Genomic DNA, 23,407 nt, shown 5'->3' with positions numbered 1-23,407 from the left:
GCGGGTTCCGCCGAATGTCCGGGACGGGGCGTCCCGCGGCATCCCGGCGCGTCGCGATCGCGCTTCGGCGCCGCGCTGTCACGATGAGCGGATGGACCTCGCGCTGTTCGCCGGCCTGCTCCTCGGCGCCGTGTTCGGCGCCGTCGCCGGGTACGCGCTCGCGACGGGCCGGCAGGGCGCGCTGATCGCGCGGGCGCGGGCCGCCGAGGAGAAGCTCGCCTACGCCGAGGACCGGATGGCCGAGCACTTCGAGAACCTGTCCGCGAAGGCCCTGGACGCCAGCAACCAGCGGTTCCTCGAACTGGCGGACGCGCGGCTCAGGGCCGCGGGCGTGGAGGCGGCGGGCGAGCTGCAGCGCCGCCAGCAGGCCGTCGAGCACCTGGTCGCGCCGCTCAAGGAGACCCTCGCCAAGGTGGAGGAGCAGCTCCGGGAGGTGGAGACGGGCCGCCGGGAGTCGCACGCGATGCTGGCCAAGCAGGTCGACTTCGTCCGGCAGAGCTCCGACCAGCTGCGCCGCGAGACCCAGTCGCTGGTCCGGGCGCTGCAGCGGCCCGAGGCGCGCGGCCGGTGGGGCGAGCTGCAGCTCCGCCGGGTCGTGGAGCTGGCGGGCATGGCGCACCACTGCGACTTCGACGAGCAGGCGAGCGCGGTCACGGCCGACGGGACGGTCCGTCCCGACATGGTCGTGCGGCTGGTCGGCGGCAAGAGCATCGTCGTCGACTCCAAGGTCTCGCTGGCCGCGTACCTGCAGGCCGCCGAGAGCGGCGACCCGGTCCGGCTGGACGCCCACGCCCGCCACCTGCGCGACCATGTCGAGCGGCTGGCGGCGAAGTCGTACTGGCAGGCGTTCAGCCCGGCCCCGGAGTTCGTCGTCCTGTTCATCCCCGGGGAGGCGTTCCTCGCCCCCGCGCTCGACCGCGACCCGGGCCTGCTGGAGTACGCGATGCGGCGGCGGGTGCACATCGCCACGCCGACCACCCTCATCACCATGCTGCGGACGGCGTCCTACGCGTGGCAGCAGGCCGCCCTCTCAAAGAACGCGCGCGCGGTCTTCGAGCTGGGCAAGGAGCTGTACGAGCGGCTCGGCACGATGGGCCAGCACGTCGACGAACTGGGGCGCGCCCTGACCGGGGCCATCAAGTCCTACAACCGGACGGTCGGTTCGCTGGAGACGCGCGTCCTCGTCAGCGCCCGCAAGCTGAACGAGCTGGGCGTGGTCGAGGACGGCTTGGAAGGGCCCCGTCCCGTGGAGGAGAGCCCCCGCGCGCTCTCCGCAGCGGAACTGACCGCCGAGGAGCACCGCCTGGAGGACGACCCCCTGGAGGACGACCTCCGGAAGGACGAGCGTGCTCAGCCCGCCCCGGCGCCCGAAGCGGTAGGTTTCGGCTCACAGGCCATTCCCGAGCAGGCCGACCGGCGCGACGCGCACGAGCGGGGCGAACCGGGCGGTGCGGGGCGCCGGTTCCCCGGAGCGAAGGGGTGGCGATGAGTTCATCGACGGTACGCGGTGCGCAAGGCGGCGCCCCGCCGGCTCCGGAGGGTGCAGTGGGACGTCAGCACGGCGCCGCGGCACCGCGCTCGCGCGCGCGCTCGGCCGGCGCCGGAAGCCCGGTCATGCTGACCGGCCGCGGCGGCATCGTCGTGATGTTCGCCGCCGGGGTGCTGTGCGGGCTGCTGTCGCGCTGGTTCGGGGTGCCGCTGCTCGCCGGCGCCGGGTTCGCGATCGGCTGCGCGCTCGCCGCGTTCGCGACGCGCCCGGCCGACCTGCTCACGCTCGTCGTCAGCCCGCCGCTGGTGTTCTTCGCGGCGACGTTCACGGTCGTGTTCGCCACCGCGCTCGGCGACGGCTCGCTGCTGCGCGGCGTCACGGTCGGGGTGCTGACCGCGCTGGCGGCCACCGCGCCGTGGCTGTTCTTCGGGACGCTGCTGGTCCTCGTGATCTGCCTGGCGCGGGGGCTGATGACGAACGTCCGCGAGCTGCGCGACAAGCTCGCCGGGATGCGCCTGTTCGAGAAGGAGGAGAACGAGAACCCCGTCCGGTGGGACGAGTCCCCCGTGACGACGGGCGAGCGCCGCCTCCACCACGGCGAGGTGGACTGAGCGGCGCCCGCCGCGCGATGCCGCGTCTAGACGGGCGTGATGCGGAGGTCCTTGCGGAGCTCCTTCGGGAGGGAGAAGCGCATGTGCTCGGAGACGGACTCGATCTCCTCCGCCTCGCCGAAGCCGCGCTCGGCGAGCCAGGCGAGCACCTCCTGGACGAGTTCGTCCGGGACGGAGGCGCCGCTCGTGACGCCGACCGTGGTGACGCCCTCCAGCCAGGCGGGGTCGATGTGCTCGGCGTAGTCGACGAGGTGGGCGTTGTCGGCCCCGTGCTCCTTGGCGACCTCGACGAGCCGCACGGAGTTGGAGGAGTTCGTCGACCCGACCACGATGACGAGCTGCGCCTGCGCCGCCATCTCCTTCACGGCGACCTGCCGGTTCTGGGTGGCGTAGCAGATGTCGTCGGACGGCGGGTCCATCAGGTTGGGGAACCGCTCGCGGAGCTTCTCGACGGTGGCGATGGTCTCGTCGACCGACAGCGTGGTCTGGGAGAGCCACGCGACCTTGTCGGGGTCGCGGACGGTCACGTTGGCGACGTCGTCGGGGCCGTCCACGAGGTGGATGTGGTCGGGCGCCTCGCCGGTGGTGCCGATGACCTCCTCGTGGCCCTCGTGGCCGATGAGCAGGATGTCGTAGTCGTCGGCGGCGAAGCGGACCGCCTCCTTGTGGACCTTGGTGACCAGCGGGCAGGTCGCGTCGATCGTGCGCAGGTTCAGGCCCGCCGCCTCCTGGTGCACGGCGGGCGCGACGCCGTGCGCGGAGAACACCACGATCGCCCCCTCGGGCACCTCCTCGGTCTCGTCCACGAAGATCGCGCCGCGCTCCTCCAGCGTCTTGACGACGTGGACGTTGTGGACGATCTGCTTGCGGACGTAGATCGGCGCCCCGTACTTCTCCAGGGCGATCTCGACCGTCTGGACGGCCCTGTCGACGCCTGCGCAGTAACCACGCGGCTTGGCGAGCAGGACACGGCGCTGGCTGTTGGCGGTCATGCCCCTATCGTACGAGTCACCGGATCGTGGGAGTGACCTGGCTGTGACCGACTCCACGGTGTCTTTGGACAGAAATCCACTAACCCGGGGTGACCGCGATCGCACCCGTGGGGCAGAGTGAAGTTCACCAGACGAGGCAGGAAGAGGAAGAGTCGATGACGAAATCGCCGCGCCGCCTCAAGGAGCAGGTCCGGGACACGGTGGGCGAGCAGGTTCGCGATCTCCCGCTGCACGCCGTCCGCCTGGCCATGTTCGGCGTCGGCCGGGCCCTGCTGCTCGGCGACCGGGTCACCAGGGACTACAAGGAGATCACCCAGGGCGGCGGCGTGAAGCCGGTGCTCGGGCGGCTGCGCGACGACGTGCAGGGCACGGCCGAGAAGGTCGTCGAGCGCGTCGTCGAGCGGGTGCGCGGCGAGGAGCCGGAGCCCGAGCCCGAGCCGGTCCGCCGCACCCGGCCCGCGGGGCGGACGGCCGCCGCGCGCGGCGAGGGCACCCGCACCGCCGGCGCGGAGATCTCCGTCGGCAAGCCCGGGGCCGCGACCAGGCCCAAGGCCGAGCCGAAGGCGGAGACCGAGGCCGAGACGGGCACGCGGCACCGGCCGAAGCACGCCCGTCCGGGCCCGCCGCCGAAGCCCGCGAAGCCCGGCGCGCTGGGCCGGCGGCACGCCAAGTCCGCGGAGGAGGCGCCGGCGGACGAGCGGGCGCCGCTCGCGAAGCCGGCCCCGTCGCCCGAGCCCGCGGAGCCGGCGCCCGAGCCCGCGCCGCAGGCCAAGCCCGCGCCGAGCCCGGAGGCCGCCGAGCCCGCGCCGGGCACGAAGCCCGCCGAGCCGGCGAAGTCCGCCAAGCCGGCGAAGCCCGCGAAGTCCGAGGAGGCGCCCGCGGAGGCGTCCGACGAGACGACCGCCGAGGCCGTCGCCAAGGACGAGAAGGCGTTCGAGCCGAAGCCGGAGACCAAGCCCGCCGCCCCGGCGGAGGTGGAGCACATCGCCGCGGACCTGCCCGTGCCCGACTACGACGCCGCCACGCTGCCGCAGCTGCGCGCGCGCCTGCGCGGCCTGACGGTCGAGCAGGTGAAGCTGCTGCGCGAGTACGAGCGCCAGCACGCAGCGCGCGAGGACATCATCCGCATGTACGAGCGCCGCATCGCCAAGCTCAACGGCCTCAACTGACACCGAGGACACCGAGAACACCGGACGAGCGCACCGCGAGCCCCTGGGCAGGCCCTGGGGGCTCTCGGCGTCTCAGGGGCCGGTGAAGAGCTTGTCGAAGGCGGGCAGCGCCGCGGCGATCCGCGCGCGCTCGTCGCCCGACAGGTGCGCGAGCCGGTCGGCTAGGAAGGACAGCCGCCGCTCCCGCCCGGCGGCCAGCAGTTCCCGGCCCGCCCCGGTGAGCCGCGCCGTGACCACGCGGGCGTCGGCGCCGTCCCGGCCGCGCGCGACGAGCCCGTCCCGCTCCAGCCGGTTGATCTGGGCGGTCATGGTCGGCAGCCGGACGCCGTGCTCGGCGGCGAGCTCGGTCATCCGGCGCGGCCCGTGCTCCAGCGAGCCCAGCACGGACAGCTGCTGGCTGGTGACCGGCTGGTCGGCTCCGGCCTGCCGCAGCATCAGCACGACGTGGCGCAGGCGCAGGTTGAGCTGCTCGGCGAGCTCGCGGTCGGATGCGGTCACGGATCACTCTCCTCGGGGTCGTAGTCAGTAGTGTTCCTGCATGGCGATGGAGACCACGGCCGAATCCCCGGTTCCGGTGCGTACGGTCCTGCAGGCGGTGAGCGGCTGGATCGGCCGGCTCGGCCGGATCTGGGTCGAGGGCCAGATCACCGACCTCAACGCCCGCGGCGGGACGGTGTACCTGACGCTCCGCGACCCGGTGGCGAACATGTCGGTGCGGGTCGTCGGGCCGCGCGCCGTGGTCGAGGCGGCGGGCCCGGCGGTGACCGACGGCGCCCGCGTCGTGGTGCACGCCAAGCCGGACTTCTGGATCAACCGGGGGACGTTCTCGCTCAGCGTGCTGGAGATCCGGCCGGTCGGCGTCGGCGAGCTGCTGGCCCGGCTGGAGCGGCTGAAGCAGGTGCTGGCGTCCGAGGGGCTGTTCCGGCCGGAGCGCAAGCGGCCGCTGCCGTTCCTGCCGGGGAAGATCGGGCTGATCTGCGGGCGCGACTCCGACGCCGAGCACGACGTCCTGCAGAACGCCCGGCGGCGCTGGCCCGCGGTCGCGTTCCGGGTGGAGAACACCGCGGTGCAGGGCTCGTACGCGGTCGGCGAGGTGATGGAGGCGCTGCGGGCGCTGGACGCCGATCCCGAGATCGATGTGATCATCATCGCGCGGGGCGGCGGCGCGATGGAAGACCTGCTGCCGTTCTCCGACGAGGCGCTGGTGCGAGCGGTGTCGGCGGCGCGCACCCCGGTGGTCAGCGCGATCGGCCACGAGCAGGACTCCCCGATCCTGGACCTCGTCGCGGACGTGCGGGCCTCGACGCCGACGGACGCGGCGAAGAAGACCGTCCCGGACGTGCGGGAGCAGCTCCAGCTCGTCCGGCAGCTGCGCGACCGGGGGCGGCGGTGCCTGTCGGGGGCCGTCGAGCGGGAGCTGGCGTGGCTGCGCGCGGTGCGGTCGCGGCCCGCTCTGGCCGACCCGGTGCGGGAGATCGAGCGGCAGTCCGAGCAGGTCGCGGCGCTGCGGGACCGGGCACGGCGGTGCCTGTCGGGGGCGCTGGACCGGGCCGGGGACGAGCTGTCGCACACCCGCGCCCGGCTGCTGGCCCTCTCCCCCGCCGCGACGCTGGAGCGCGGCTACGCGATCGTCCAGCGCGACGACGGCGCGGTGGTTCGGGAGTCGGCCGCGGTCAAGGACGGCGAGGCGCTGCACGTCCGGCTGGCCGACGGGCGTCTCGGCGTGACCGTGACCGGCCGCGAGGGGTCTTAGGGTGGGGCAGGTGGCGGACGACGAGGAGACGGCGGAGAAGCCGTCGTACGAGCAGGCACGGGACGAGCTGACCGAGGTCGTCAAGCGGCTGGAGGCGGGCGGGCTGACGCTGGAGGAGTCCCTCGCGCTCTGGGAGCGGGGCGAGCGGCTCGCGGCGGTCTGCGAGGAGTGGCTGGAGGGCGCCCGCGCGCGGCTGGCCGCCGCCCTCGACCGTCCGGAGAACGGCGACGCCGCCCCGTTCTGAGGCGCGCGGGCCCGGGCGTCCACCCCGGGCCCGGCCGTCAGGAGCCGGGTGTCGGCGCCGTCGAGGGCGCCAGCTTCGCGCCGCCCTTGGCCTGCGCCTTGAGGGCCGCCGCGAGGACCGCCAGCTCCTCGTAGGACGCGGTGCCGGTCACGACGACGCTGCTGCCGTCCGGCAGGGTGCGGGCGAGGGTGTTCGCCTTCTTGTCCTTGCGGTGGTACTTCGTCCAGGTGACGTCGCCGACCTGCTGCGTCCCGGTCGGCTTGCCGCTGTTGGCCATGCGCGGGACGTACTCGGACGCCTTCTCGTCGCTCTGCTCCAGCGCCGCGTACTCGTCGCTCGGCGTCACGAACCCGAGGTGCCACGCGACGGGCGTGTCACCGCCCGCGCCGAGGCCGGTGAGCCGGGAGCTGTTCGGGCGCCAGCCGGCGGGCAGCCCTTCGGGGGCCCACACGGTGAAGGGCGCGTCGTTGCGCATCGCCCACAGCTGCGAGCTGTAGTCGACGGTCGGCCGGACCTCCTCGTCGCTGCGCGGCGACACCACGTAGACCGCCAGCACCAGCACCAGGCACGCGGCCATCGCGATCGCGAAGCCGCTGAGGCCGGTCGTGAGCCGCTTGTGCACGCCGGGGCTGACCTCGACGACGGGACGCCCCGCCGGCGCCTCCTGCTCGCTCTGGCCGGCCTGCTCCGCCTGGCCACCCTGCTCCGCCTGGACGCCCTGCTCCGCCGAGGCGCCGTGGTCTTCCTGGCCGCCCTGCTCCTCCCGGGCGCCGGTCTCCGCGGTCTCGGCCGCGGACGCCGCGCCGCCCGCGGTCTCCGCGGTGGTCTCGGACGCGCTCTCCGGCGCGCTCTCCGGCGTGGCGGGGGCAGGGGACGGGGTCTTGTCGGTCACCCCTCCAGGATCCCCCACGGTCAGCGCTGCTCGGTACCGGGGTTGCGGATCGTGCCGACGATTCCCATGATCTCGTCGGCGAGGCGGCGGGCGGCGACCTCGTCGTCCAGCAGCGAGATCTCGGACACGGCGCCCGCCATCGCGCCGGTCAGCACGGTGACGAGGGCCTCGTCCACGCCGCCGTCTGCGGTGTGGAACAGCGCGGCGTTGCGCCGCGCCCACTTGTTGAGCCGCTGGCGCATGACCCGGTCGAACCCGGGCGGGCCGTCGCCGGAGATGAACAGCCGGGCGACGTCGCGCTCGTCGAGGCAGCCGTTCAGGTAGGCGCCCGCGCCGGCGATGAACTGCCGCATGGGGTCGGTCTCGCCGGCCTCGCGGACGGCGTTGATCGCGTCGCGGGTGCGCTCCTGCTGGCGGCCCTGGAAGTCCTCGAACAGCGTGAGGTACAGGTCCGCCTTGCCGTTGAAGTGGTGGTACAGGCTGCCGACGCTGGCGCCGGCCTTGGCGACGATGTCGGTCACCGCGGCCTGGGCGAAGCCCGACGCACAGAAGACGTCCCTCGCCGCGGCCAGCAGGGCGCCGCGGGTGGCGGCGCCGCGGTCGGAGGTCCGCGCGGGGGAGTCGGCGGACCGCGCGCCCCCGCCGCGGGCCGCCTCGCCGGACGAGACGTCGATGTCGCTGCTCATGACGCCTGAGATTACGCCCTCTCCCATGGGGAAACGATCCCTTGCCCGCGGGACCGTCAAATACCGGTGGCGCGGGCGGTCGGTACCGTGGGTGCCGGTACGCTCCGTTTCCCGGCTGGTCTGGTCCAATTTGTGACCCGCCGTCCGGTCACCGGAGAATCCGAGGCACCACCGAACGAAGGGGCTGCCCCGTCATGTCCGATGAGACCACCGTTTCCTCCCCGCTCACGACCGAGCCGTCCGCGCCGGACCGCAACCTGGCGATGGAGCTGGTCCGGGTGACCGAGGCCGCCGCGATGGCCGCCGCCCGCTGGGTCGGCCGGGGGGACAAGAACGGCGCCGACGGGGCCGCCGTGAACGCCATGCGCCAGCTGATCAACACGGTGTCCATGCGCGGCGTCGTCGTGATCGGCGAGGGCGAGAAGGACCACGCGCCGATGCTGTTCAACGGCGAGGAGGTCGGGGACGGCTCCGGCGCCGAGTGCGACGTGGCGGTCGACCCCGTGGACGGGACCCGGCTGACCGCGCTCGGCATGAACAACGCGATCGCGGTGCTGTCGGTGGCCCCGCGCGGGTCGATGTTCGACCCGTCCGCGGTGTTCTACATGGAGAAGCTGGTGACCGGCCCGGAGGCGGCGGACGCCGTCGACATCGAGCGCCCGATCGCCGACAACATCCGCGCGATCGCCCGCGCGAAGGGCTCCTCGCCGAACGACGTGACCGTGTGCATCCTGGACCGGCCGCGGCACGAGGGCATCGTGAAGGAGGTCCGCGAGGCCGGGGCGCGGATCAAGTTCATCCTGGACGGCGACGTGGCCGGCGCGATCATGGCGTCCCGGCCTGGCACCGGCGTCGACCTGCTGCTCGGCATCGGCGGCACCCCGGAGGGCATCATCGCGGCGTGCGCGATCAAGGCGCTCGGCGGGGTGATCCAGGGCCGGCTGTGGCCGCAGGACGAGGCGGAGAAGCGCAAGGCGGAGGACGCCGGGCACGAGCTCGGCCGGGTGCTGACCACCGACGACCTGGTGACGTCCGACGACGTGTTCTTCGCCGCCACCGGGATCACCGACGGGGAGCTGGTCGACGGCGTCCGCTACAGCAAGGGCACGGCGGTGACGCACTCGCTGGTCATGCGCTCCCGCAGCGGGACGATCCGGACGATCTCCAGCGAGCACCACCTCGCCAAGCTCCGCGCCTACAGCGCGATCAACTTCGACACGGCGGTCTGACCGGCGGCGCTAGGCGCGGCGGCCCCGGCCGAGGCGGTCGCGGACGCGGGTGCGCAGCGACCGCTTCGGCGCGCGGGCGCGCACCGAGGCGAAGATCATGGTGCCGCAGACCTCGACGGTGGGCCCGTCCTGCGCGGGGCGGGCCCGCAGGTCGCGGGTGCTGAGGATGCTGCGGCCGGTGACCTGCACGCCGACGCCCTCGGGGACGAGGAGCCGGATCCGGCCGCCGAGCACCAGCGGGTCGACCACGATGTGCCGGCGCTGCAGGACGGCCTCGCGCAGGTCGAGCTCGACCGTCCCGAACAGGGCCAGCACGGGCAGCTTCACGGGCACGACCCAGCGCCCCTCCCGGCGGGTGCGGCCGAAGAGGACCGTGACCGGGCGGTCGTCCACGAGGATGGGCTGCGCCTCCTCGGGGCCGAGGTCGCCGGTGAGGCCGGTCAGCTCGCCGAGGGTGCGGGCGGCGTAGGCGCGGGCGGTGCGCTCGGAGTGCTCGGCCATGCTGAGCCGCCCGTCGGCGACCGCCTCGCCGAGGACGGCGACGACGCGTTCCCGGTCGGCGTCGGACGCGCGCAGGTCGCGCACGCTGGTGGCCTTCGCGGCCGGGCGCTGGGGAACGTCCACATCTAGAAGATTAACCGCCGTCCGGCGCGGGGGCCGCCGAAAAACCTGTGGGGATGTGTCCGGGCCTGTCCTTACTGTGAGGGGTATGACCTTGCAACGTGCCCAGATCGCCGCTGCTCGGGACGGGGCCGGCACGGCGGCGATCAGCCTGCGGGGCGTCGTGAAGCGGTTCGGCGACTTCACCGCCGTGGACGGTCTGGACCTGGAGGTCCCCACCGGGATCTGCCTGGGGCTGCTGGGCCCGAACGGCGCCGGGAAGTCGACGACCATGAAGATGCTGACCGCGCAGGCGATCGCCGACGAGGGCAGCATCGAGGTGCTCGGCTTCGGCGTCCCGCGCGAGTCCAAGCGCGCGCGGGCCGTGATGGGAGTCGTCCCGCAGCAGGACAACCTGGACGAGGAGCTGACCGCCCGCGAGAACCTGGAGGTGTTCGCGCACCTGTACCGGGTGCCCCGCAAGGAGCGGCGCCAGGCCGTGGACGACGCGCTCGCGATCGCGCACCTGACCGAGCGGCAGCGGACGAAGGTGGACGACCTGTCCGGCGGCATGCGGCGGCGGCTGCTGATCGCCCGCGGGCTGGTGCACCGGCCCGCCCTCGTCCTGCTGGACGAGCCGACCGTGGGCCTCGACCCGCAGGTGCGGGCGGAGCTGTGGGGGCTGATCGACGGGCTGCGCGCGGGCGGCACCACCGTGCTGATGTCCACGCACTACATCGAGGAGGCCGAGCGCCTCGCGGACGAGTGCGCGCTGATGTCGCACGGCAAGGTCATCGCGCGGGGCTCACCGGCCGCGCTGGTGGCCGAGTTCGCGGGCGACCGGGTGGTCGAGCACTACGGGCCGCCCGACCGGCTGACGGAGGTGGAGCGGCTCGCGCGGGCCGCGGGGCTGCCGACGCGCCGCACGGGCCCGTCGGTGTCGGTGCTGAAGGCGGAGACCATCCCGCCCTCACTGGAGGACGAGCTGGGCCCGGACGGCGTGCGCCGCGCCGCCAGCCTGGAGGACGTGTTCGTGGTGCTGACCGGGGAGCGTGTCGAATGACCCGGACGGAAGTGGAGCGGGCGCCGCGGCTGCGGCGGTTCGAGTTCGCGCCGGTGCGCGGCATCTGGCGGCACGAGCTGGCGCTCTACAAGCGGTACTGGAAGTCGCAGTCGTTCGCCTCGATGGTGGAGCCGACGTTCTTCCTGCTCGCGTTCGGCTACGGGTTCGGGTCGATGGTCGCGGTCATCGGCGACTACCGGTACCTCGACTTCGTCGCGACCGGCGTCGTCGGGACGGCGGCGCTGTTCACGTCGGTCTTCCCGGGCATGTTCAACGGCTACATCAGGCGGGTGTTCCAGCACACCTACGACGGGATGCTCGCTGCGCCGGTGGACGTCCACGAGCTGGTGACGGCCGAGGCGCTGTGGATCGCGGCGAAGTCGGCGGTGTACTCGTGCACGCCGATCGTGGTGGCGCTGTTCTTCGGCCTGGATCCCGCGCTCGGGATGCTGCTGGTGCCGTTCATCACGTTCTTCACCGCGCTCGGCTTCGGGCTGTTCGGCATGTGGACGTCCTCGGTCGTCCCGTCGATCAACTCGTTCGACTACGTGATCACCGGCGTGGTGACGCCGCTGTTCCTGATCGCCGGGACGTTCTTCCCGGTGGACGCGCTGCCCGGCTGGGCGCAGAAGGTCTCCTACCTGAACCCGCTCTACCACTGCGTCGAGCTGGTCCGGGACGCGGTGTTCGGCCTTCACCCCCTGGCCGACCTCGGGCATCTGGCGGGCCTGGTGGCGTTCGCGGCGCTGATGTGGGTCATCGCCGTCCGGGGGATGCGCAGGCGCCTCATCGACTGATCGCCCCGGGGAGACGATTGACCGGCGGCCCGCCCTGTCTCTACGCTGACGCGAATCTTATTCACGTTGTGCCTCGCAGAGAGGTCGGGCCGCATGACCCAGGGCATCACCGTACGGGACCGCCAGGCCCGGTCCGCCGCGTACACGGCGTTCGCCGTCCAGGGGCTCTGCTTCGCCTCGCTGGTGACGCAGGTTCCGCAGATCCAGAAGTCCCACCACCTCAGCGACGCCACGCTCTCGCTGGTGCTGCTGATGGTGCCGCTCGTCGCAGGGGTCGGCAGCGTCGCGTCCGGCGCCCTGTTCCAGCGGTTCGGCAGCGGCCCGGTGCTGCGGGTCTCCCAGCCCGCCGTCGCGGTCGTGATCGCGCTGATCGGCCTCACCGGCGACAACGACGCGGCGCTGTACGCCGCGGTCGCCGCGTTCGGCCTGTTCGTCGGCGCGGTGGACGCCTCGATGAACGCCCAGGCCATCGCCGTCGAGCGCCGCTACGGCCTCAGCCTGATCACCGGCTTCTACGCGGTGTGGAGCGTCGCCGGCATCCTCGGCGGCCTCTGGGCGTCGCTGTCCAACAAGATCGACCTGCCGCTGTCCGCCTGCTTCGCGATCGCCGCCGCCGCGGGGATCGCCGGGTCCCTCGCCACCGGGCACCGCCTCTACCGCCGCGCCGAGGAGGGCGACGGGCCGACCGCCGAGGAGCTGAAGGCGGCCGGACGCAGCGTCCCGTGGCGCCCGATCCTCATCGTCGGCGCCGCGATGGCCGTCGCCTACCTCGCCGACTCGGCGATCTCCAGCTACGGCGCCAAGTACCTGGACGACGAGCTGTCGGCGAGCGACTGGGTCGCGCCGCTCGGCTACGTCGCCTACCAGATCACGATGGTGGTCAGCCGGGCCGTCGCCGACCTCGCCGTCCGCCGCTCGGGCGCCGTCCGGGTGGTGCGGATCGGCGGCCTGGTCGGCATCGTCGGCATGGCCGGCGTGGTCGCCGCCCCGAACGCGGCGGTCGCCATCGCGGCGTTCGCGCTCGCTGGCCTCGGCCTCAGCGTGATCGCCCCGGTCTCCTTCTCCGCCGCCGGCCGGGTCGACCCGACCGGCCTGGGCGTCGCGGTGGCCCGCGTGAACATCTTCAACTACGTGGGCTTCGTCCTGGGCGCCGCGGTCGTGGGCGCCATAGCGCCCCTGAGCGCCGACCACGGCCTGCGCATAGCCTTCATCATCCCCACGGCCCTGATCCTGGTCGTCTTCGCCACCGCCAAGGGCTTCGCCCCCAGCCCGGCGAAGGACACCGCTCCGCCCGCCCCCACAATGCAACGCCCAACAGTCTGATCTCCCCCAGGGGAGCGACCCCCTGAACCCCGTCGCGGGCCGGGCGACCTCCGGGCGCTGGAGCGCCCTCCGGCCGGCCGACCCGCAGAGCGGTGTCCGGCTTAGACTTCCTCTAGGAGGCGTAGGGCCTTTTCGCCTTCTGCTTGGGCTTGTTCGGGGGTCAGGTCGGTCAGGGCGCGGCTGAGGGCCACTTCGGCGGCGTCCGCGGCGGCGCGGAGGGTCACCGCGTGCTCCTGCGCCCTTTCGAGGTCGCCCAGGCCGATGCAGTCGAAGGCCACCCGCGCATCGTGGCCGGCCATCTTCAGCTGCCGCGCGGCCTCATCCAGACTCATGCAAACCTCCTACTCCAGGGATGTCGGTCCTACCCACCGGCACCCTGGGTAATCGCTTGACCCAGCAGTTCCGCTGCTTTGACCAGGCGTGTCTCGCCCATTCCGGCGTAGCCGAGGACGAGCGCGGGCGGCGCGGCGGCGGCGCGCTCGGGCCACCACAGGGGGCGGGCGCCCGCGACGGCGACGCCGGCGCCGGCCGCGCGGGCGACGATCGCGTCCTCGTCGCTTCCGTCCGGCAGTTCCACGTAGAGGTGGATGCCCGCCGACACGCCGCGAACCCTCGCGCCGGGGAGATGTTCGGCCAGCGCGGCGGCGAGGACGTCCCGGCGGGCCCGGTAGCGGCGCCGCATGGTGCGCAGGTGCCGGTCGTAGCCGCCGCTGCGGAGGAACTCGGTCAGCGCGTGCTGCTCCAGGACGGGCGCACCGAGGTCGGTGACGGCGCGGTGCTCGCGCAGGCGCCCGACGAGGGACGGCGGCGCGACGGCCCAGCCCAGCCGCAGCGCGGGGGCGAGGGACTTGCTCACCGAGCCGAGCAGCACGACCCGTTCGGGGTCGACGCCCTGGAGGCAGCCGACGGGGTCGCGGTCGTAGCGGAACTCGGCGTCGTAGTCGTCCTCCAGGATCAGGCCGTCCACGTCGCGCGCCCAGGCGATCAGGGCGGCGCGCCGGGCCGGGGAGAGCACGACGCCGGTCGGGTACTGGTGCGCGGGCGTGACCAGGACGGCGCGGGCGCCGCTGCGGGCGAGGGCCGCGACGTCGAGGCCCTCGCCGTCCACGGGGACGCGGGCGAGCCGCAGCCCGGCGGACTCCATCATCGGCAGCTGCCGGGCGCTGGTCGGGTCCTCCACCGCGAGCGTCCGGTGCCCGCCGGCGCGCAGCAGCGCGAGGAGCGCGGACAGGCCCTGCGCGACCCCGTTCATGATCACGACGCGGTCGGGGTCGGCGTGCGCGGCGCGGACCCGGCCGAGGTAGCCCGCCAGTTCCGCGCGCAGCGCGGGGACGCCGCCGGGGTCGGGGTAGCCGAGGGCGTCGTTCGGGAGGGTGCGCAGCGCGGCGCGGGCGGCGGCGATCCAGCGTTCGCGGGGGAAGGCGGACAGGTCGGGCCGGCCGGGGGTCAGGTCGTAGGACGGCGCGGGCGGCGGGTCGCCGGGCCGGGCCGCCGCGCCGTGTCCGGGCGCGTCCTGCAGCGGGGTCCCGCCGTACTGCCGTGTTCCGCCGTACCGCGGTGTCTCGCCGTACCGCGGTGTCTCGCCGTGCCGCGCGGACGTGTCGGGGCGGGGTGTCGCGCCGTGCCGCGGCGGCGCGCCGTCCGGCGGGGCGGCGGACGTGTCGGGGCGGGCCAGGGGGGCGACCCGGGTGCCGTCGCCGCGCCGCGCGATGAGGAAGCCCTCCGCGGTGAGCTGCTCGTACGCGGTGACGACGACGCCGCGGGAGACGTCCAGGTCGCGCGCCAGGTCGCGGCTCGACGGCAGCCGGGTCCCGGCGGTCAGCCGGCCGGAGCGCACGGCCGCGCGGAAACCGGCGGCGATCTGCGCCGCCAGCCGGCCGGCGGACCGGTCCAGGGGAAGGTGAAGGTCGGTCACATCACCCTCAGCGCCAAGAGGGAGCCCGAGCGTCACCGGGCCGGTAATGGTCCATAGTCAAGCATGGCGATTGGCTCTGTTTACAGGACCAAGTGCGCCTTAGCGTTCCGTCCATGAACACGTCTCACAGGCGCGGCGCGGTCGGCGCGGGGTCCGCGATGTTCCTCGTCGGCACGCTGACCGCCGTCTCGGCGACCATCTCCGGCTATCCCGTCTTCGGCGGCCAGGCGGTCCGGTACGCCGTCGCCGCGCTCATCCTGCTCGCCGTCGCGCGGTTCGCCGGCGGTCCCGCGCGGCGGCCGTCCGCGCGGGACTGGGCGCTGCTGGCGGCCCTGGCGGCGACCGGGCTGGTCGCGTTCAACGTCTGCATCGTGGCGGCCACCGCGGACACCAGCCCGGCCACGATCGGCACGGTGATCGCGGCGGTGCCGATCGTGCTGGCGCTCGCCGGGCCGCTGCTGGAGGGGCGCCGGCCGGCCCCGGCGGTGATCGTGGCGGGCTGCGCGGTGGCGGCCGGCGCGGCGCTCGCGGGCGGGCTCGGCGGCGGGAGCGTCCGCGGGCTGCTGCTCTCGCTGGGCGCGCTGGCGGGCGAGGTGTGCTTCTCGCTGCTGGCCGTCCCGCTGCTCCCCCGGCTCGGCCCGCTGCGGGTGTCCGCCTACTCCGCCGCGCTGGCCGCCCCTATGCTGCTCGCCGCCGGGCTGCTCGCGGACGGGACGGCGGTGCTGCGCGTCCCGACCGCCGCCGAGGCGGCGGGCTTCGGCTACCTGACCGTCGTCGTCACCACGGTCGCGTTCCTGCTCTGGTACGACGCGATCGGCCGGCTCGGCGCCGACCGCGCCGGGCTGTTCGCGGGGCTGGTCCCGGTCAGCGCGCTGGTCACGACGGTCGTGCTCGGCCTCGGCCGGCCGGGCGCCGCCGAGCTGGCGGGGGCCGCGCTGGTCGCGGCGGGCGTCGTGGCCGGGCTGCGCGCGCGGGTCGCCCCCCGTGAACCCGCGCTCCGCGAACCCGTAGCCTGTGAGGCGGCCCCCATCGGAATCGCGCGAGGATCTGCCTGAGATGCCTGAATTCTCCTACACCGACCTGCTGCCGCTCGGCCCGGACGAGACCGACTACCGGCTGCTGACCTCCGACGGCGTGTCCGCGTTCGAAGCGAACGGCCGGACGTTCCTGCAGGTCGAGCCGGAGGCGCTGCGGCTGCTCACCGAGACCGCGATGCGCGACATCGCGCACCTGCTGCGCCCGGCGCACCTCGCGCAGCTCCGCCGGATCCTGGACGACCCCGAGGCGTCCCCGAACGACCGGTTCGTGGCCCTGGACCTGCTGAAGAACGCGGGCATCGCGTCCGGCGGCGTCCTGCCCATGTGCCAGGACACCGGCACCGCCATCGTGATGGGCAAGCGCGGCCAGCACGTCCTGACCGACGGGGCCGACGAGGAGCACATCTCGCGCGGCGTGTACGACGCGTACACGAAGCTGAACCTGCGCTACTCGCAGATGGCGCCCGTCACGATGTGGGACGAGAAGAACACCGGCTCCAACCTGCCCGCGCAGATCGAGCTGTACGCGGCCCCCGGCGACGCCTACAAGTTCCTGTTCATGGCCAAGGGCGGCGGCAGCGCGAACAAGTCGTTCCTGTACCAGGAGACCAAGGCCGTCCTGAACCCGAAGCGGATGATGTCCTTCCTGGAGGAGAAGATCCGCTCGCTCGGCACCGCCGCGTGCCCGCCGTACCACCTGGCGATCGTGGTCGGCGGGACGTCCGCCGAGTACGCGCTGAAGACCGCCAAGTACGCCTCGGCCCACTACCTGGACACGATGCCGACGGAGGGCTCCCCGCTCGGCAACGGCTTCCGCGACCTGGAGCTGGAGCTGCAGGTGTTCGAGCTGACGCAGAAGCTCGGCATCGGCGCCCAGTTCGGCGGCAAGTACTTCTGCCACGACGTGCGGGTGATCCGGCTGCCCCGGCACGGCGCGTCCTGCCCGGTGGCGATCGCGGTGTCGTGCAGCGCCGACCGGCAGGCCCTCGCCAAGATCACCGCGGAGGGCGTGTTCCTGGAGCGGCTGGAGACCGACCCGGCGCAGTACCTGCCCGACACCACCGACGAGCACCTGAACGACGAGGTCGTCCGGATCGACCTGAACCGGCCGATGGACGAGATCCGCGCCGAGCTGACCCGCTACCCGGTGAAGACGCGGCTGTCGCTGACCGGCCCGCTGGTCGTGGCCCGCGACATCGCGCACGCCAAGATCAAGGAGCGGCTGGACGCGGGCGAGCCCATGCCGCAGTACCTGCGCGACCATGCCGTCTACTACGCGGGGCCCGCCAAGACGCCGGAGGGCTACGCGTCCGGCTCGTTCGGCCCGACGACCGCCGGCCGGATGGACTCCTACGTCGAGCAGTTCCAGGCGGCCGGGGGCTCGCTGGTGATGCTTGCCAAGGGCAACCGGTCCAAGCAGGTCACGGACGCGTGCAAGGAGCACGGCGGGTTCTACCTCGGCTCGATCGGCGGCCCGGCCGCCCGCCTCGCCCAGGACTGCATCAAGAAGGTCGAGGTCCTCGAATACCCGGAACTCGGGATGGAGGCCGTCTGGAAGATCGAGGTCGAGGACTTCCCGGCGTTCATCGTGGTGGACGACAAGGGCGAGGATTTCTTCGCCGACACCACCGGCCCCGTCCTCAGCATCGGCAGGCGCTGACGCGCGGCTGCGGCTCTCGGGCGGTCCGCTGGGAGGGCCGTCCGGGAGGCCGCGGGGCGCCCGGCCGCCGGGTTTCTCGTCAGTAGGTCACAGTATTGGGCCGAAAATATAGTTCCTCCTGAGGTCTCCCGGATGACCGCCTGGCCACTCCGGTATCTTTTCCGCCATGTCACAGTCAGAGCGCCTCGTTCTAGCGACGCGCTACCGGCTGGTCTCGGAAATAGGTCAGGGTGCCAACGGCATCGTCTGGAGAGGGCATGACGAGCTCCTCGATCGCGCTGTGGCGATCAAAGAGCTGCGGCTCCCCGAAGACCTCTCCGAGGACGACCGGGTGGTCTTCTACCGCCGCACCCTGCGGGAGGCGCGCGCGCCCGCTCAGCTGCGCACGCACTCCATCGTCGAGGTGTACGACGTCGTCATCGAGCAGGGCCGCCCCTGGATCGTGATGGAGATGATCGAGGCGCCGAGCCTCGAACAGCTCATCGAGCGGTCGGGCCCGCTCCCGCCCGAACGCGTCGCGCACATCGGCCGCGCCCTGCTGGACGCCCTCAACACCGCGCACAAGGCCGGGATCGTGCACCGCGACCTCAAGCCGAGCAACGTGCTGCTGGACGGCGACCGGGTCGTGCTGACCGACTTCGGGCTCGCGTTCTCCTCCGGCTCGGCAAGCCTGACCAAGACGGGCCACTTCATGGGCTCGCCCGCGTACGTGGCGCCCGAGGTCGCCGCCGGGGAGAAGGCCACCCCCCGGTCGGACCTGTGGTCCCTCGGCGCGACGCTGTACGCGGCGCTGGAGGGCCGCCCCCCGTTCGAGCGCGAGAACGTGATGGCGACGCTGTCCGCGCTGGCGAACGAGTCGACCCCGTCCCCGCAGAACGCGGGCGCGCTCGCGCCCGTCATCACCGGGCTGCTGGAGAAGAACCCGACCCGCCGGCTCAGCCACGCGCGGGCCGTCGACCGGCTGGAGCGGGCCCTCGCCGGGCCGCGCTCCGGCCGCCGCCCGCCGACGCCCCGCTACCGGCTGATGGCCGTGATCGCGCTGATCGGCGCGACCGTCGCGTCCTGCGGGATCGGCGCGACCGCGCTCATCGTCGGCATGATGCGGGAGAGCCCGGGGCCCTCCCCCACCGCCACCACGTCCAGTCCCGCCGGCTCGTCGCAGGCCGCCGCGCCGCCCGGCGTCGCGTCCGCCACGCTGGTCGTGCGGGCCCGCACCGACACGTGCAAGATCTTCGTGTCGGTGCCCGGCAACGCGATGACCGTGCTCAGCGACGAGACCCTGCACAAGGGCGACGCGCGGCGCTACGACCAGCCCCGCCTGAACGCGGTGGTCTACGACGCGTCCGCCTGCGACGTGTGGGTGAACGGCGAGCAGAAGCCGCCCGGGGCGCCAGGCGAGCGCAAGAACTACACCCTTAACAAGGGATGAGCCGGGGCCGGGGGGACGGTCCCCGGCCGCACGCGACCCGGGGGCGGGCGGGGAGTGAGAACGCCCACCCCGGGGAATGCGGGAGCCACCTGACAGGCTGCCATGAAGGACGGCAGAAGGTTCGAAGGGGAGGCTTCCATGTCCGAGCAGGAGTTCCGGGTCGAGCACGACTCCATGGGCGAGGTGCGGGTACCGGCGGCGGCCCGGTGGCGGGCGCAGACCCAGCGCGCGGTGGAGAACTTCCCGATCTCCGGGCGGACGCTGGAGCCGTCGCACATCGCCGCGCTCGGCCACATCAAGGCCGCGGCGGCCACGGTCAACGCCGAGCTGGGCGTGCTCGACGCGGACGTCGCCGCCGCGATCACCGAGGCGGCCCGGGAGGTCGCGGCCGGCCGCTGGAACGACCAGTTCCCCATCGACGTGTTCCAGACCGGGTCCGGGACGTCGTCCAACATGAACGCCAACGAGGTCGTCGCGACGCTGGCGCAGGAGCGGCTCGGCCGCCCCGTCCATCCGAACGACCACGTGAACGCCTCCCAGTCGTCCAACGACGTGTTCCCCTCCTCGATCCACATCGCGGCGACCGGGGCCGTCCTGACCGAGCTGATCCCCGCGCTGCGGCACCTGGAGGCCGCGCTGTCGCGCAAGGCCGGCGAGTTCCGGACCGTGGTGAAGTCGGGCCGCACCCACCTGATGGACGCCACGCCCGTGACGCTCGGCCAGGAGTTCGGCGGGTACGCGTCGCAGATGCGGCACGGCGTGGAGCGGCTCGAGGCCGTCCTGCCGCGGCTCGCGGAACTGCCGCTCGGCGGGACGGCGGTCGGCACCGGCATCAACACCCCGGAGGGCTTCGCCGCGCGCGTCATCGCGGAGATCGCGCGGGTCACCGGGCTGCCGCTGACCGAGGCCCGCGACCACTTCGAGGCGCAGGGCGCGCGGGACGGGCTGGTCGAGGCGAGCGGCGCGCTGCGCACCGTCGCGGTCGGCCTCACCAAGATCGCCAACGATCTGCGCTGGATGGGGTCCGGGCCGCGCGCCGGGCTCGCCGAGATCCGGCTGCCGGACCTGCAGCCCGGGTCGTCGATCATGCCGGGGAAGGTCAACCCGGTCATCCCGGAGGCGGTGGCGCAGGTCGCCGCGCAGGTCATCGGGAACGACGCGGCGGTCGCGTTCGGCGGCGCGTCCGGCAACTTCGAGCTGAACGTGATGCTGCCGATGCTGGCCCGCAACGTGCTGGAGTCGATCACGCTGCTGGCCAACGCGTCGCGGCTGCTCGCGGACCGCTGCGTGGACGGCATCGAGGCCGACGCCGACCGGATGCGCGAGTACGCCGAGTCGTCGCCGTCGATCGTGACGCCGCTGAACCGCTACATCGGGTACGAGGAGGCGGCGAAGGTCGCCAAGCAGGCGCTCAGGGAGCGCCGGACGATCCGCGAGGTCGTGCTGGAACGCGGCTACGTCGACGACGGGAAGCTGACCGTCGAGCAACTCGACGCGGCGCTCGACGTGCTCGGCATGACCGGCACGCCGGGCGGCCGGCGCCCCAGCTCCCGCGGCTGAGGCCGCCGGCGGGAGGCCGCGCGCGTCCCAGCGGCCCGTACGGGCGCCGGGACGCGCCGAGCCGGGATCAGTACCAGCCGACCGACTGGAAGTGCGACCAGCCGCCGCAGGGCGTCTTGTAGCGGTCCTTGATGTAGCCGAGGCCCCACTTGATCTGGGTGGTGGCGTTGTTCTGCCAGTCGGGGCCGGCGCTCCCCATCTTGGAGCCGGGCAGCGCCTGCGGGATGCCGTACGCGCCCGACGACGGGTTGGCCGCGTGGGTGTTCCAGCCGCTCTCGCGCTCCCACAGGTTCACCAGGCAGCCGAACTGGCCGTCGCCGGTGAACCCGAAGCTCGGCATGAGCTTCTTGGCGATCTCCTGCGCCTCGCCCTTCGGCACCGGGTCGCCGACCGGGCCACCACCGCCGCCGCCCGCGCCGTCCTTCTTCTTCTCCGGCGTCTTGGTCGGGATCGGGGCGCCCTTGGGCCGCAGGGCCGGGCCCTTGCCGTCGTCCTCGCGCGTCTTGCGGGACGCGCGCTCCAGGGCCAGCTCGCGCCGCTGCTGCTCCAGCACCTTCGGGTCGACCTTGGGCGGGGCGGCGTCCGCCAGCTGCCGGGTCGGCTGGACGGTCGCGGCGCCGTCGTCGGAGTCGCCGGAGCCGCCGGTGAACGCGAGCGCGGCGACCGCGCCGCCGCCGATCACCACGGCGGCGCCCGCCGCGACGGCGGCGATCCGCAGGCCGGTGCGCCCGCCGGAGCCGCCGCCGTGCCCGGCGGAGCGCCCGGCGCGGGCGCGGCCCGCGGGGCTCAGCGGCTCGGCGGAGTCGAAGCCGAGGGTGTCGCCGCCGGGAGCGGCGGCGCGGGCGGTGCCGGCGACGCGCACGTCGTCCTCGTGCGGCGCGGACGCCCGCGGGGCCTGCCCCGCGAAGGACGGCTGCTCGAAGGACGGCTGCTCGAAGGCGGGCTGCGCGGGGGACGGCTGCCCGGCGGCGGGAGACGGCGCCTCGAAGGCGGCCATCGCGTCCGCGACGGGGGCCGGGAGGTCGAAGTTCTGTCGATCGTCTCGCCTAGGGGACCCGGGACGGTCTCCGTACAAGGCGGTCCTTCCGACGGTCGCACGCGCATGGACACGCGCACGAGCTGTTTCCACCCCGGCCCGGCGGACCGCCACGGGGTGCGCGGCTCCGGGCCCGGCCGGCGCCTCGTCCGGGGCGCGTCTTTCGGGGGGCCGCGCACCGGCCTGGCACCGCTCGGGGTGCTTACGAGGAGACACAATGCCGGAGGCCGCGGGCGGCTTCGCAACCGAAACGAGACCAATGCCGCCGACGGCGCCGTTGTCAACTCCCCCGCGGCGGCCCCGAAACGCCCGGCCCGCCTGCGCGTCTCCGCTATTGGCGGCGCGTCTGTGACCTTAATCACAATTCTACGGTACGAGGTTTGGTGATCACGTTCCGTAGGGAAGGGATACGCGTGTTCTGAGACGACGAGACCCCGGCGGCCCCCAGCGGGCCCGCCGGGGTCTCCTCATGCGCGCGGCGCCCGGATCAGACGCCCACGTCGCCCAGCATGTCGGTCACCAGCTCGGCGATCGGCGACCGCTCCGACCTGGTCAGCGTCACGTGCGCGAAGAGCGGGTGGCCCTTCAAACGTTCCACCACGGCCGCGACCCCGTCGTGCCGCCCCACCCGCAGGTTGTCGCGCTGCGCCACGTCATGGGTCAGCACGACCCGCGACCCGGCGCCGATCCGCGACAGGACGGTCAGCAGCACGCCGCGCTCCAGCGACTGCGCCTCGTCCACGATCACGAACGCGTCGTGCAGCGAGCGGCCCCGGATGTGGGTGAGCGGCAGGACCTCCAGCATCCCCCGGTCGAGGACCTCGTCGATGACCTCCGGCGTCGTCACCGCCGACAGCGTGTCGTAGACGGCCTGCGCCCACGGCGACATCTTCTCGTTCTCCGAGCCGGGCAGGTAGCCGAGGTCCTGGCCGCCGACCGCGTACAGCGGGCGGAACACCACGACCTTGCGGTGCCGGCGCCGCTCCATGACGGCCTCCAGGCCGGCGCACAGCGCGAGGGCCGACTTCCCGGTGCCGGCCCGCCCGCCGAGCGAGACGATGCCGACGTCCTCGTCCATCAGCAGGTCGAGCGCGATCCGCTGCTCCGCGGACCGGCCGCGCAGCCCGAACACCTCGCGGTCGCCGCGCACCAGCTTCACCGACTTGTCCGGCAGCGTGCGGCCGAGCGCGGAGCCGCGCTCCGACAGCAGCCGCAGCCCCGTGTGGCAGGGCAGGTCCCGCGCCTCCTCCAGGTCGGCGGTTCCCGAGTCGTACAGCTCCTCGACGGCGCCGGCGGTCACCTCCAGCTCGCGCATGCCGGTCCAGCCGGACTCCACGACCGCGAGTTCGGCCCGGTACTCCTCGGCGGCGAGCCCGACCGCGGACGCCTTCACCCGCATCGGCAGGTCCTTGGAGACGAGCACGACGTCCCGTCCCTCGTGCGCGAGCCACCCGGCCACCGACAGGATCCGGGTGTCGTTGTCGCCGAGCCGGAACCCGTCCGGCAGGACGCTCGGGTCGGAGTGGTTCAGCTCGACCCGGAGCGTGCCGCCCTGGTCGCCGAGCGGCCCCTCGACGGACACGGCCTCGTCCAGCCGCCCGTGCCGCAGCCGCAGGTCGTCCAGCGTGCGCAGCGCCTGCCGGGCGAAGTACCCGAGCTCGGGGTGGTGGCGCTTGGCCTCCAGCTCGGAGATCACGACGATGGGGAGTACGACCTCGTGCTCGGCGAACCGGGTCAGCGCCCCGGGGTCGGCGAGCAGGACGCTGGTGTCGAGGACGTACGTGCGCCGCTCCCGGTCCTGGTGGGGGGACGACCCCCCACTCCCCCCGGAAAGGCCCGGGACCTTGGTTCCGGAGGAGTTCCCGGACGTGCCGGGACGGCGCGCGGAGGATGTGGCCACTCGATCTCCCTGGGAATGGGGA

At 73.6% G+C, this 23,407-nt stretch carries 22 protein-coding genes; 13 read left to right on the top strand and 9 right to left on the bottom strand.

All coding sequences use genetic code 11. The features are described from left to right. Positions 1 to 91: 91 nt before the first annotated feature. Together ACGFI1_RS07890 and ACGFI1_RS07885 are read left to right on the top strand one after the other, a co-directional pair. Positions 92 to 1,489 (top strand): DNA recombination protein RmuC, encoded by a 1,398-nt coding sequence (locus ACGFI1_RS07890; protein WP_392784024.1) that lies wholly within the window; start codon positions 92 to 94, stop codon positions 1,487 to 1,489. 125 nt (positions 1,490 to 1,614) lie between these two features. Further along, a complete protein-coding gene (locus ACGFI1_RS07885; RefSeq protein WP_301177711.1) occupies positions 1,615 to 2,100 on the top strand; it encodes a DUF6542 domain-containing protein in 486 nt (161 codons plus the stop codon). A gap of 26 nt (positions 2,101 to 2,126) precedes the next feature. Here ACGFI1_RS07885 and ACGFI1_RS07880 read toward each other — a convergent pair whose 3' ends face one another. Further along, positions 2,127 to 3,092: a 4-hydroxy-3-methylbut-2-enyl diphosphate reductase gene (locus ACGFI1_RS07880; protein WP_392784022.1), complete on the bottom strand. Its 966-nt coding sequence runs from the start codon at positions 3,090 to 3,092 to the stop codon at positions 2,127 to 2,129. Between the two features lie 155 nt (positions 3,093 to 3,247). On the opposite strand from ACGFI1_RS07880, the gene ACGFI1_RS07875 reads away from it, so the two are divergent. Beyond that, positions 3,248 to 4,261, top strand: a complete 1,014-nt coding sequence (locus ACGFI1_RS07875) for a hypothetical protein (RefSeq protein ID WP_392784020.1) — start codon at positions 3,248 to 3,250, stop codon at positions 4,259 to 4,261. 72 nt (positions 4,262 to 4,333) lie between these two features. Here the strand turns inward: ACGFI1_RS07875 and ACGFI1_RS07870 are convergent, their stop codons facing one another. Next, the gene (locus ACGFI1_RS07870) at positions 4,334 to 4,759 is read right to left on the bottom strand and encodes a MarR family winged helix-turn-helix transcriptional regulator (protein WP_338072601.1); all 426 of its coding nucleotides are present in this window, start codon (positions 4,757 to 4,759) and stop codon (positions 4,334 to 4,336) included. 40 nt (positions 4,760 to 4,799) lie between these two features. On the opposite strand from ACGFI1_RS07870, the gene xseA reads away from it, so the two are divergent. Beyond that, a complete protein-coding gene (gene xseA / locus ACGFI1_RS07865) occupies positions 4,800 to 6,014 on the top strand; it encodes an exodeoxyribonuclease VII large subunit (protein WP_392732940.1) in 1,215 nt (404 codons plus the stop codon). Between the two features lie 10 nt (positions 6,015 to 6,024). After that, complete coding sequence (locus ACGFI1_RS07860) at positions 6,025 to 6,258, top strand: exodeoxyribonuclease VII small subunit (protein WP_392732942.1); 234 nt, start codon at positions 6,025 to 6,027, stop codon at positions 6,256 to 6,258. A 37-nt stretch (positions 6,259 to 6,295) separates the two neighbouring features. Here ACGFI1_RS07860 and ACGFI1_RS07855 read toward each other — a convergent pair whose 3' ends face one another. Both ACGFI1_RS07855 and ACGFI1_RS07850 read right to left on the bottom strand, forming a co-directional pair. Beyond that, positions 6,296 to 7,150: a DUF4245 domain-containing protein gene (locus ACGFI1_RS07855; RefSeq protein WP_392784019.1), complete on the bottom strand. Its 855-nt coding sequence runs from the start codon at positions 7,148 to 7,150 to the stop codon at positions 6,296 to 6,298. Between the two features lie 20 nt (positions 7,151 to 7,170). Beyond that, the gene (locus ACGFI1_RS07850) at positions 7,171 to 7,836 is read right to left on the bottom strand and encodes a TetR/AcrR family transcriptional regulator (RefSeq protein ID WP_392732945.1); all 666 of its coding nucleotides are present in this window, start codon (positions 7,834 to 7,836) and stop codon (positions 7,171 to 7,173) included. Positions 7,837 to 8,030: 194 nt separating this feature from the next. Between ACGFI1_RS07850 and glpX the strand changes: the two genes are divergently transcribed. After that, entirely contained in the window at positions 8,031 to 9,065 is a 1,035-nt protein-coding gene (gene glpX / locus ACGFI1_RS07845) for a class II fructose-bisphosphatase (RefSeq protein WP_138639172.1), read from the top strand. A 9-nt stretch (positions 9,066 to 9,074) separates the two neighbouring features. On the opposite strand, the gene ACGFI1_RS07840 is transcribed toward glpX, so the two are convergent. Continuing rightward, on the bottom strand, positions 9,075 to 9,689 hold the full coding sequence (locus tag ACGFI1_RS07840; RefSeq protein WP_392784018.1) for a DUF1707 SHOCT-like domain-containing protein: 615 nt from the start codon (positions 9,687 to 9,689) through the stop codon (positions 9,075 to 9,077). A gap of 85 nt (positions 9,690 to 9,774) precedes the next feature. Between ACGFI1_RS07840 and ACGFI1_RS07835 the strand changes: the two genes are divergently transcribed. From ACGFI1_RS07835 to ACGFI1_RS07825, 3 genes are all read left to right on the top strand, one after another. Next, positions 9,775 to 10,728: an ABC transporter ATP-binding protein gene (locus ACGFI1_RS07835; protein WP_392784017.1), complete on the top strand. Its 954-nt coding sequence runs from the start codon at positions 9,775 to 9,777 to the stop codon at positions 10,726 to 10,728. Beyond that, on the top strand, positions 10,725 to 11,525 hold the full coding sequence (locus ACGFI1_RS07830) for an ABC transporter permease (protein ID WP_387069664.1): 801 nt from the start codon (positions 10,725 to 10,727) through the stop codon (positions 11,523 to 11,525). The genes ACGFI1_RS07835 and ACGFI1_RS07830 overlap by 4 nt, the downstream gene beginning before the upstream one ends. A 93-nt stretch (positions 11,526 to 11,618) precedes the next feature. Beyond that, entirely contained in the window at positions 11,619 to 12,848 is a 1,230-nt protein-coding gene (locus ACGFI1_RS07825; protein WP_392784016.1) for an MFS transporter, read from the top strand. A 101-nt stretch (positions 12,849 to 12,949) separates the two neighbouring features. Here the strand turns inward: ACGFI1_RS07825 and ACGFI1_RS07820 are convergent, their stop codons facing one another. Next, positions 12,950 to 13,180 carry a hypothetical protein gene (locus ACGFI1_RS07820; protein ID WP_387069667.1) on the bottom strand — a complete coding sequence of 77 codons (231 nt, stop codon included), beginning with the start codon at positions 13,178 to 13,180 and terminating at the stop codon, positions 12,950 to 12,952. A gap of 29 nt (positions 13,181 to 13,209) precedes the next feature. After that, positions 13,210 to 14,763, bottom strand: coding sequence for a MocR-like pyridoxine biosynthesis transcription factor PdxR (gene pdxR, locus ACGFI1_RS07815; RefSeq protein ID WP_392784014.1), 1,554 nt, complete (start codon positions 14,761 to 14,763; stop codon positions 13,210 to 13,212). 113 nt (positions 14,764 to 14,876) lie between these two features. On the opposite strand from pdxR, the gene ACGFI1_RS07810 reads away from it, so the two are divergent. The 4 genes from ACGFI1_RS07810 to ACGFI1_RS07795 all read left to right on the top strand — a co-directional run bounded on the left by ACGFI1_RS07810 (position 14,877) and on the right by ACGFI1_RS07795 (position 20,449). After that, the gene (locus ACGFI1_RS07810) at positions 14,877 to 15,818 is read left to right on the top strand and encodes an EamA family transporter (RefSeq protein ID WP_138641981.1); all 942 of its coding nucleotides are present in this window, start codon (positions 14,877 to 14,879) and stop codon (positions 15,816 to 15,818) included. Position 15,819: 1 nt separating this feature from the next. Further along, entirely contained in the window at positions 15,820 to 17,460 is a 1,641-nt protein-coding gene (locus ACGFI1_RS07805; RefSeq protein ID WP_301178082.1) for a fumarate hydratase, read from the top strand. A 166-nt stretch (positions 17,461 to 17,626) separates the two neighbouring features. Next, positions 17,627 to 18,889, top strand: a complete 1,263-nt coding sequence (locus ACGFI1_RS07800) for a serine/threonine-protein kinase (RefSeq protein WP_138641983.1) — start codon at positions 17,627 to 17,629, stop codon at positions 18,887 to 18,889. A 138-nt stretch (positions 18,890 to 19,027) separates the two neighbouring features. Then, positions 19,028 to 20,449 (top strand): class II fumarate hydratase, encoded by a 1,422-nt coding sequence (locus ACGFI1_RS07795; RefSeq protein WP_392784013.1) that lies wholly within the window; start codon positions 19,028 to 19,030, stop codon positions 20,447 to 20,449. 67 nt (positions 20,450 to 20,516) lie between these two features. Here ACGFI1_RS07795 and ACGFI1_RS07790 read toward each other — a convergent pair whose 3' ends face one another. Beyond that, complete coding sequence (locus ACGFI1_RS07790) at positions 20,517 to 21,446, bottom strand: aggregation-promoting factor C-terminal-like domain-containing protein (protein WP_392784011.1); 930 nt, start codon at positions 21,444 to 21,446, stop codon at positions 20,517 to 20,519. A gap of 526 nt (positions 21,447 to 21,972) precedes the next feature. Beyond that, on the bottom strand, positions 21,973 to 23,385 hold the full coding sequence (locus ACGFI1_RS07785; protein ID WP_138637005.1) for a PhoH family protein: 1,413 nt from the start codon (positions 23,383 to 23,385) through the stop codon (positions 21,973 to 21,975). Positions 23,386 to 23,407 lie beyond the last annotated feature (22 nt).

This window comes from Actinomadura geliboluensis, from assembly GCF_043197915.1.
GTDB lineage: Bacteria > Actinomycetota > Actinomycetes > Streptosporangiales > Streptosporangiaceae > Spirillospora > Spirillospora geliboluensis.
This window is presented reverse-complemented; position numbering and strand designations above follow the sequence as displayed.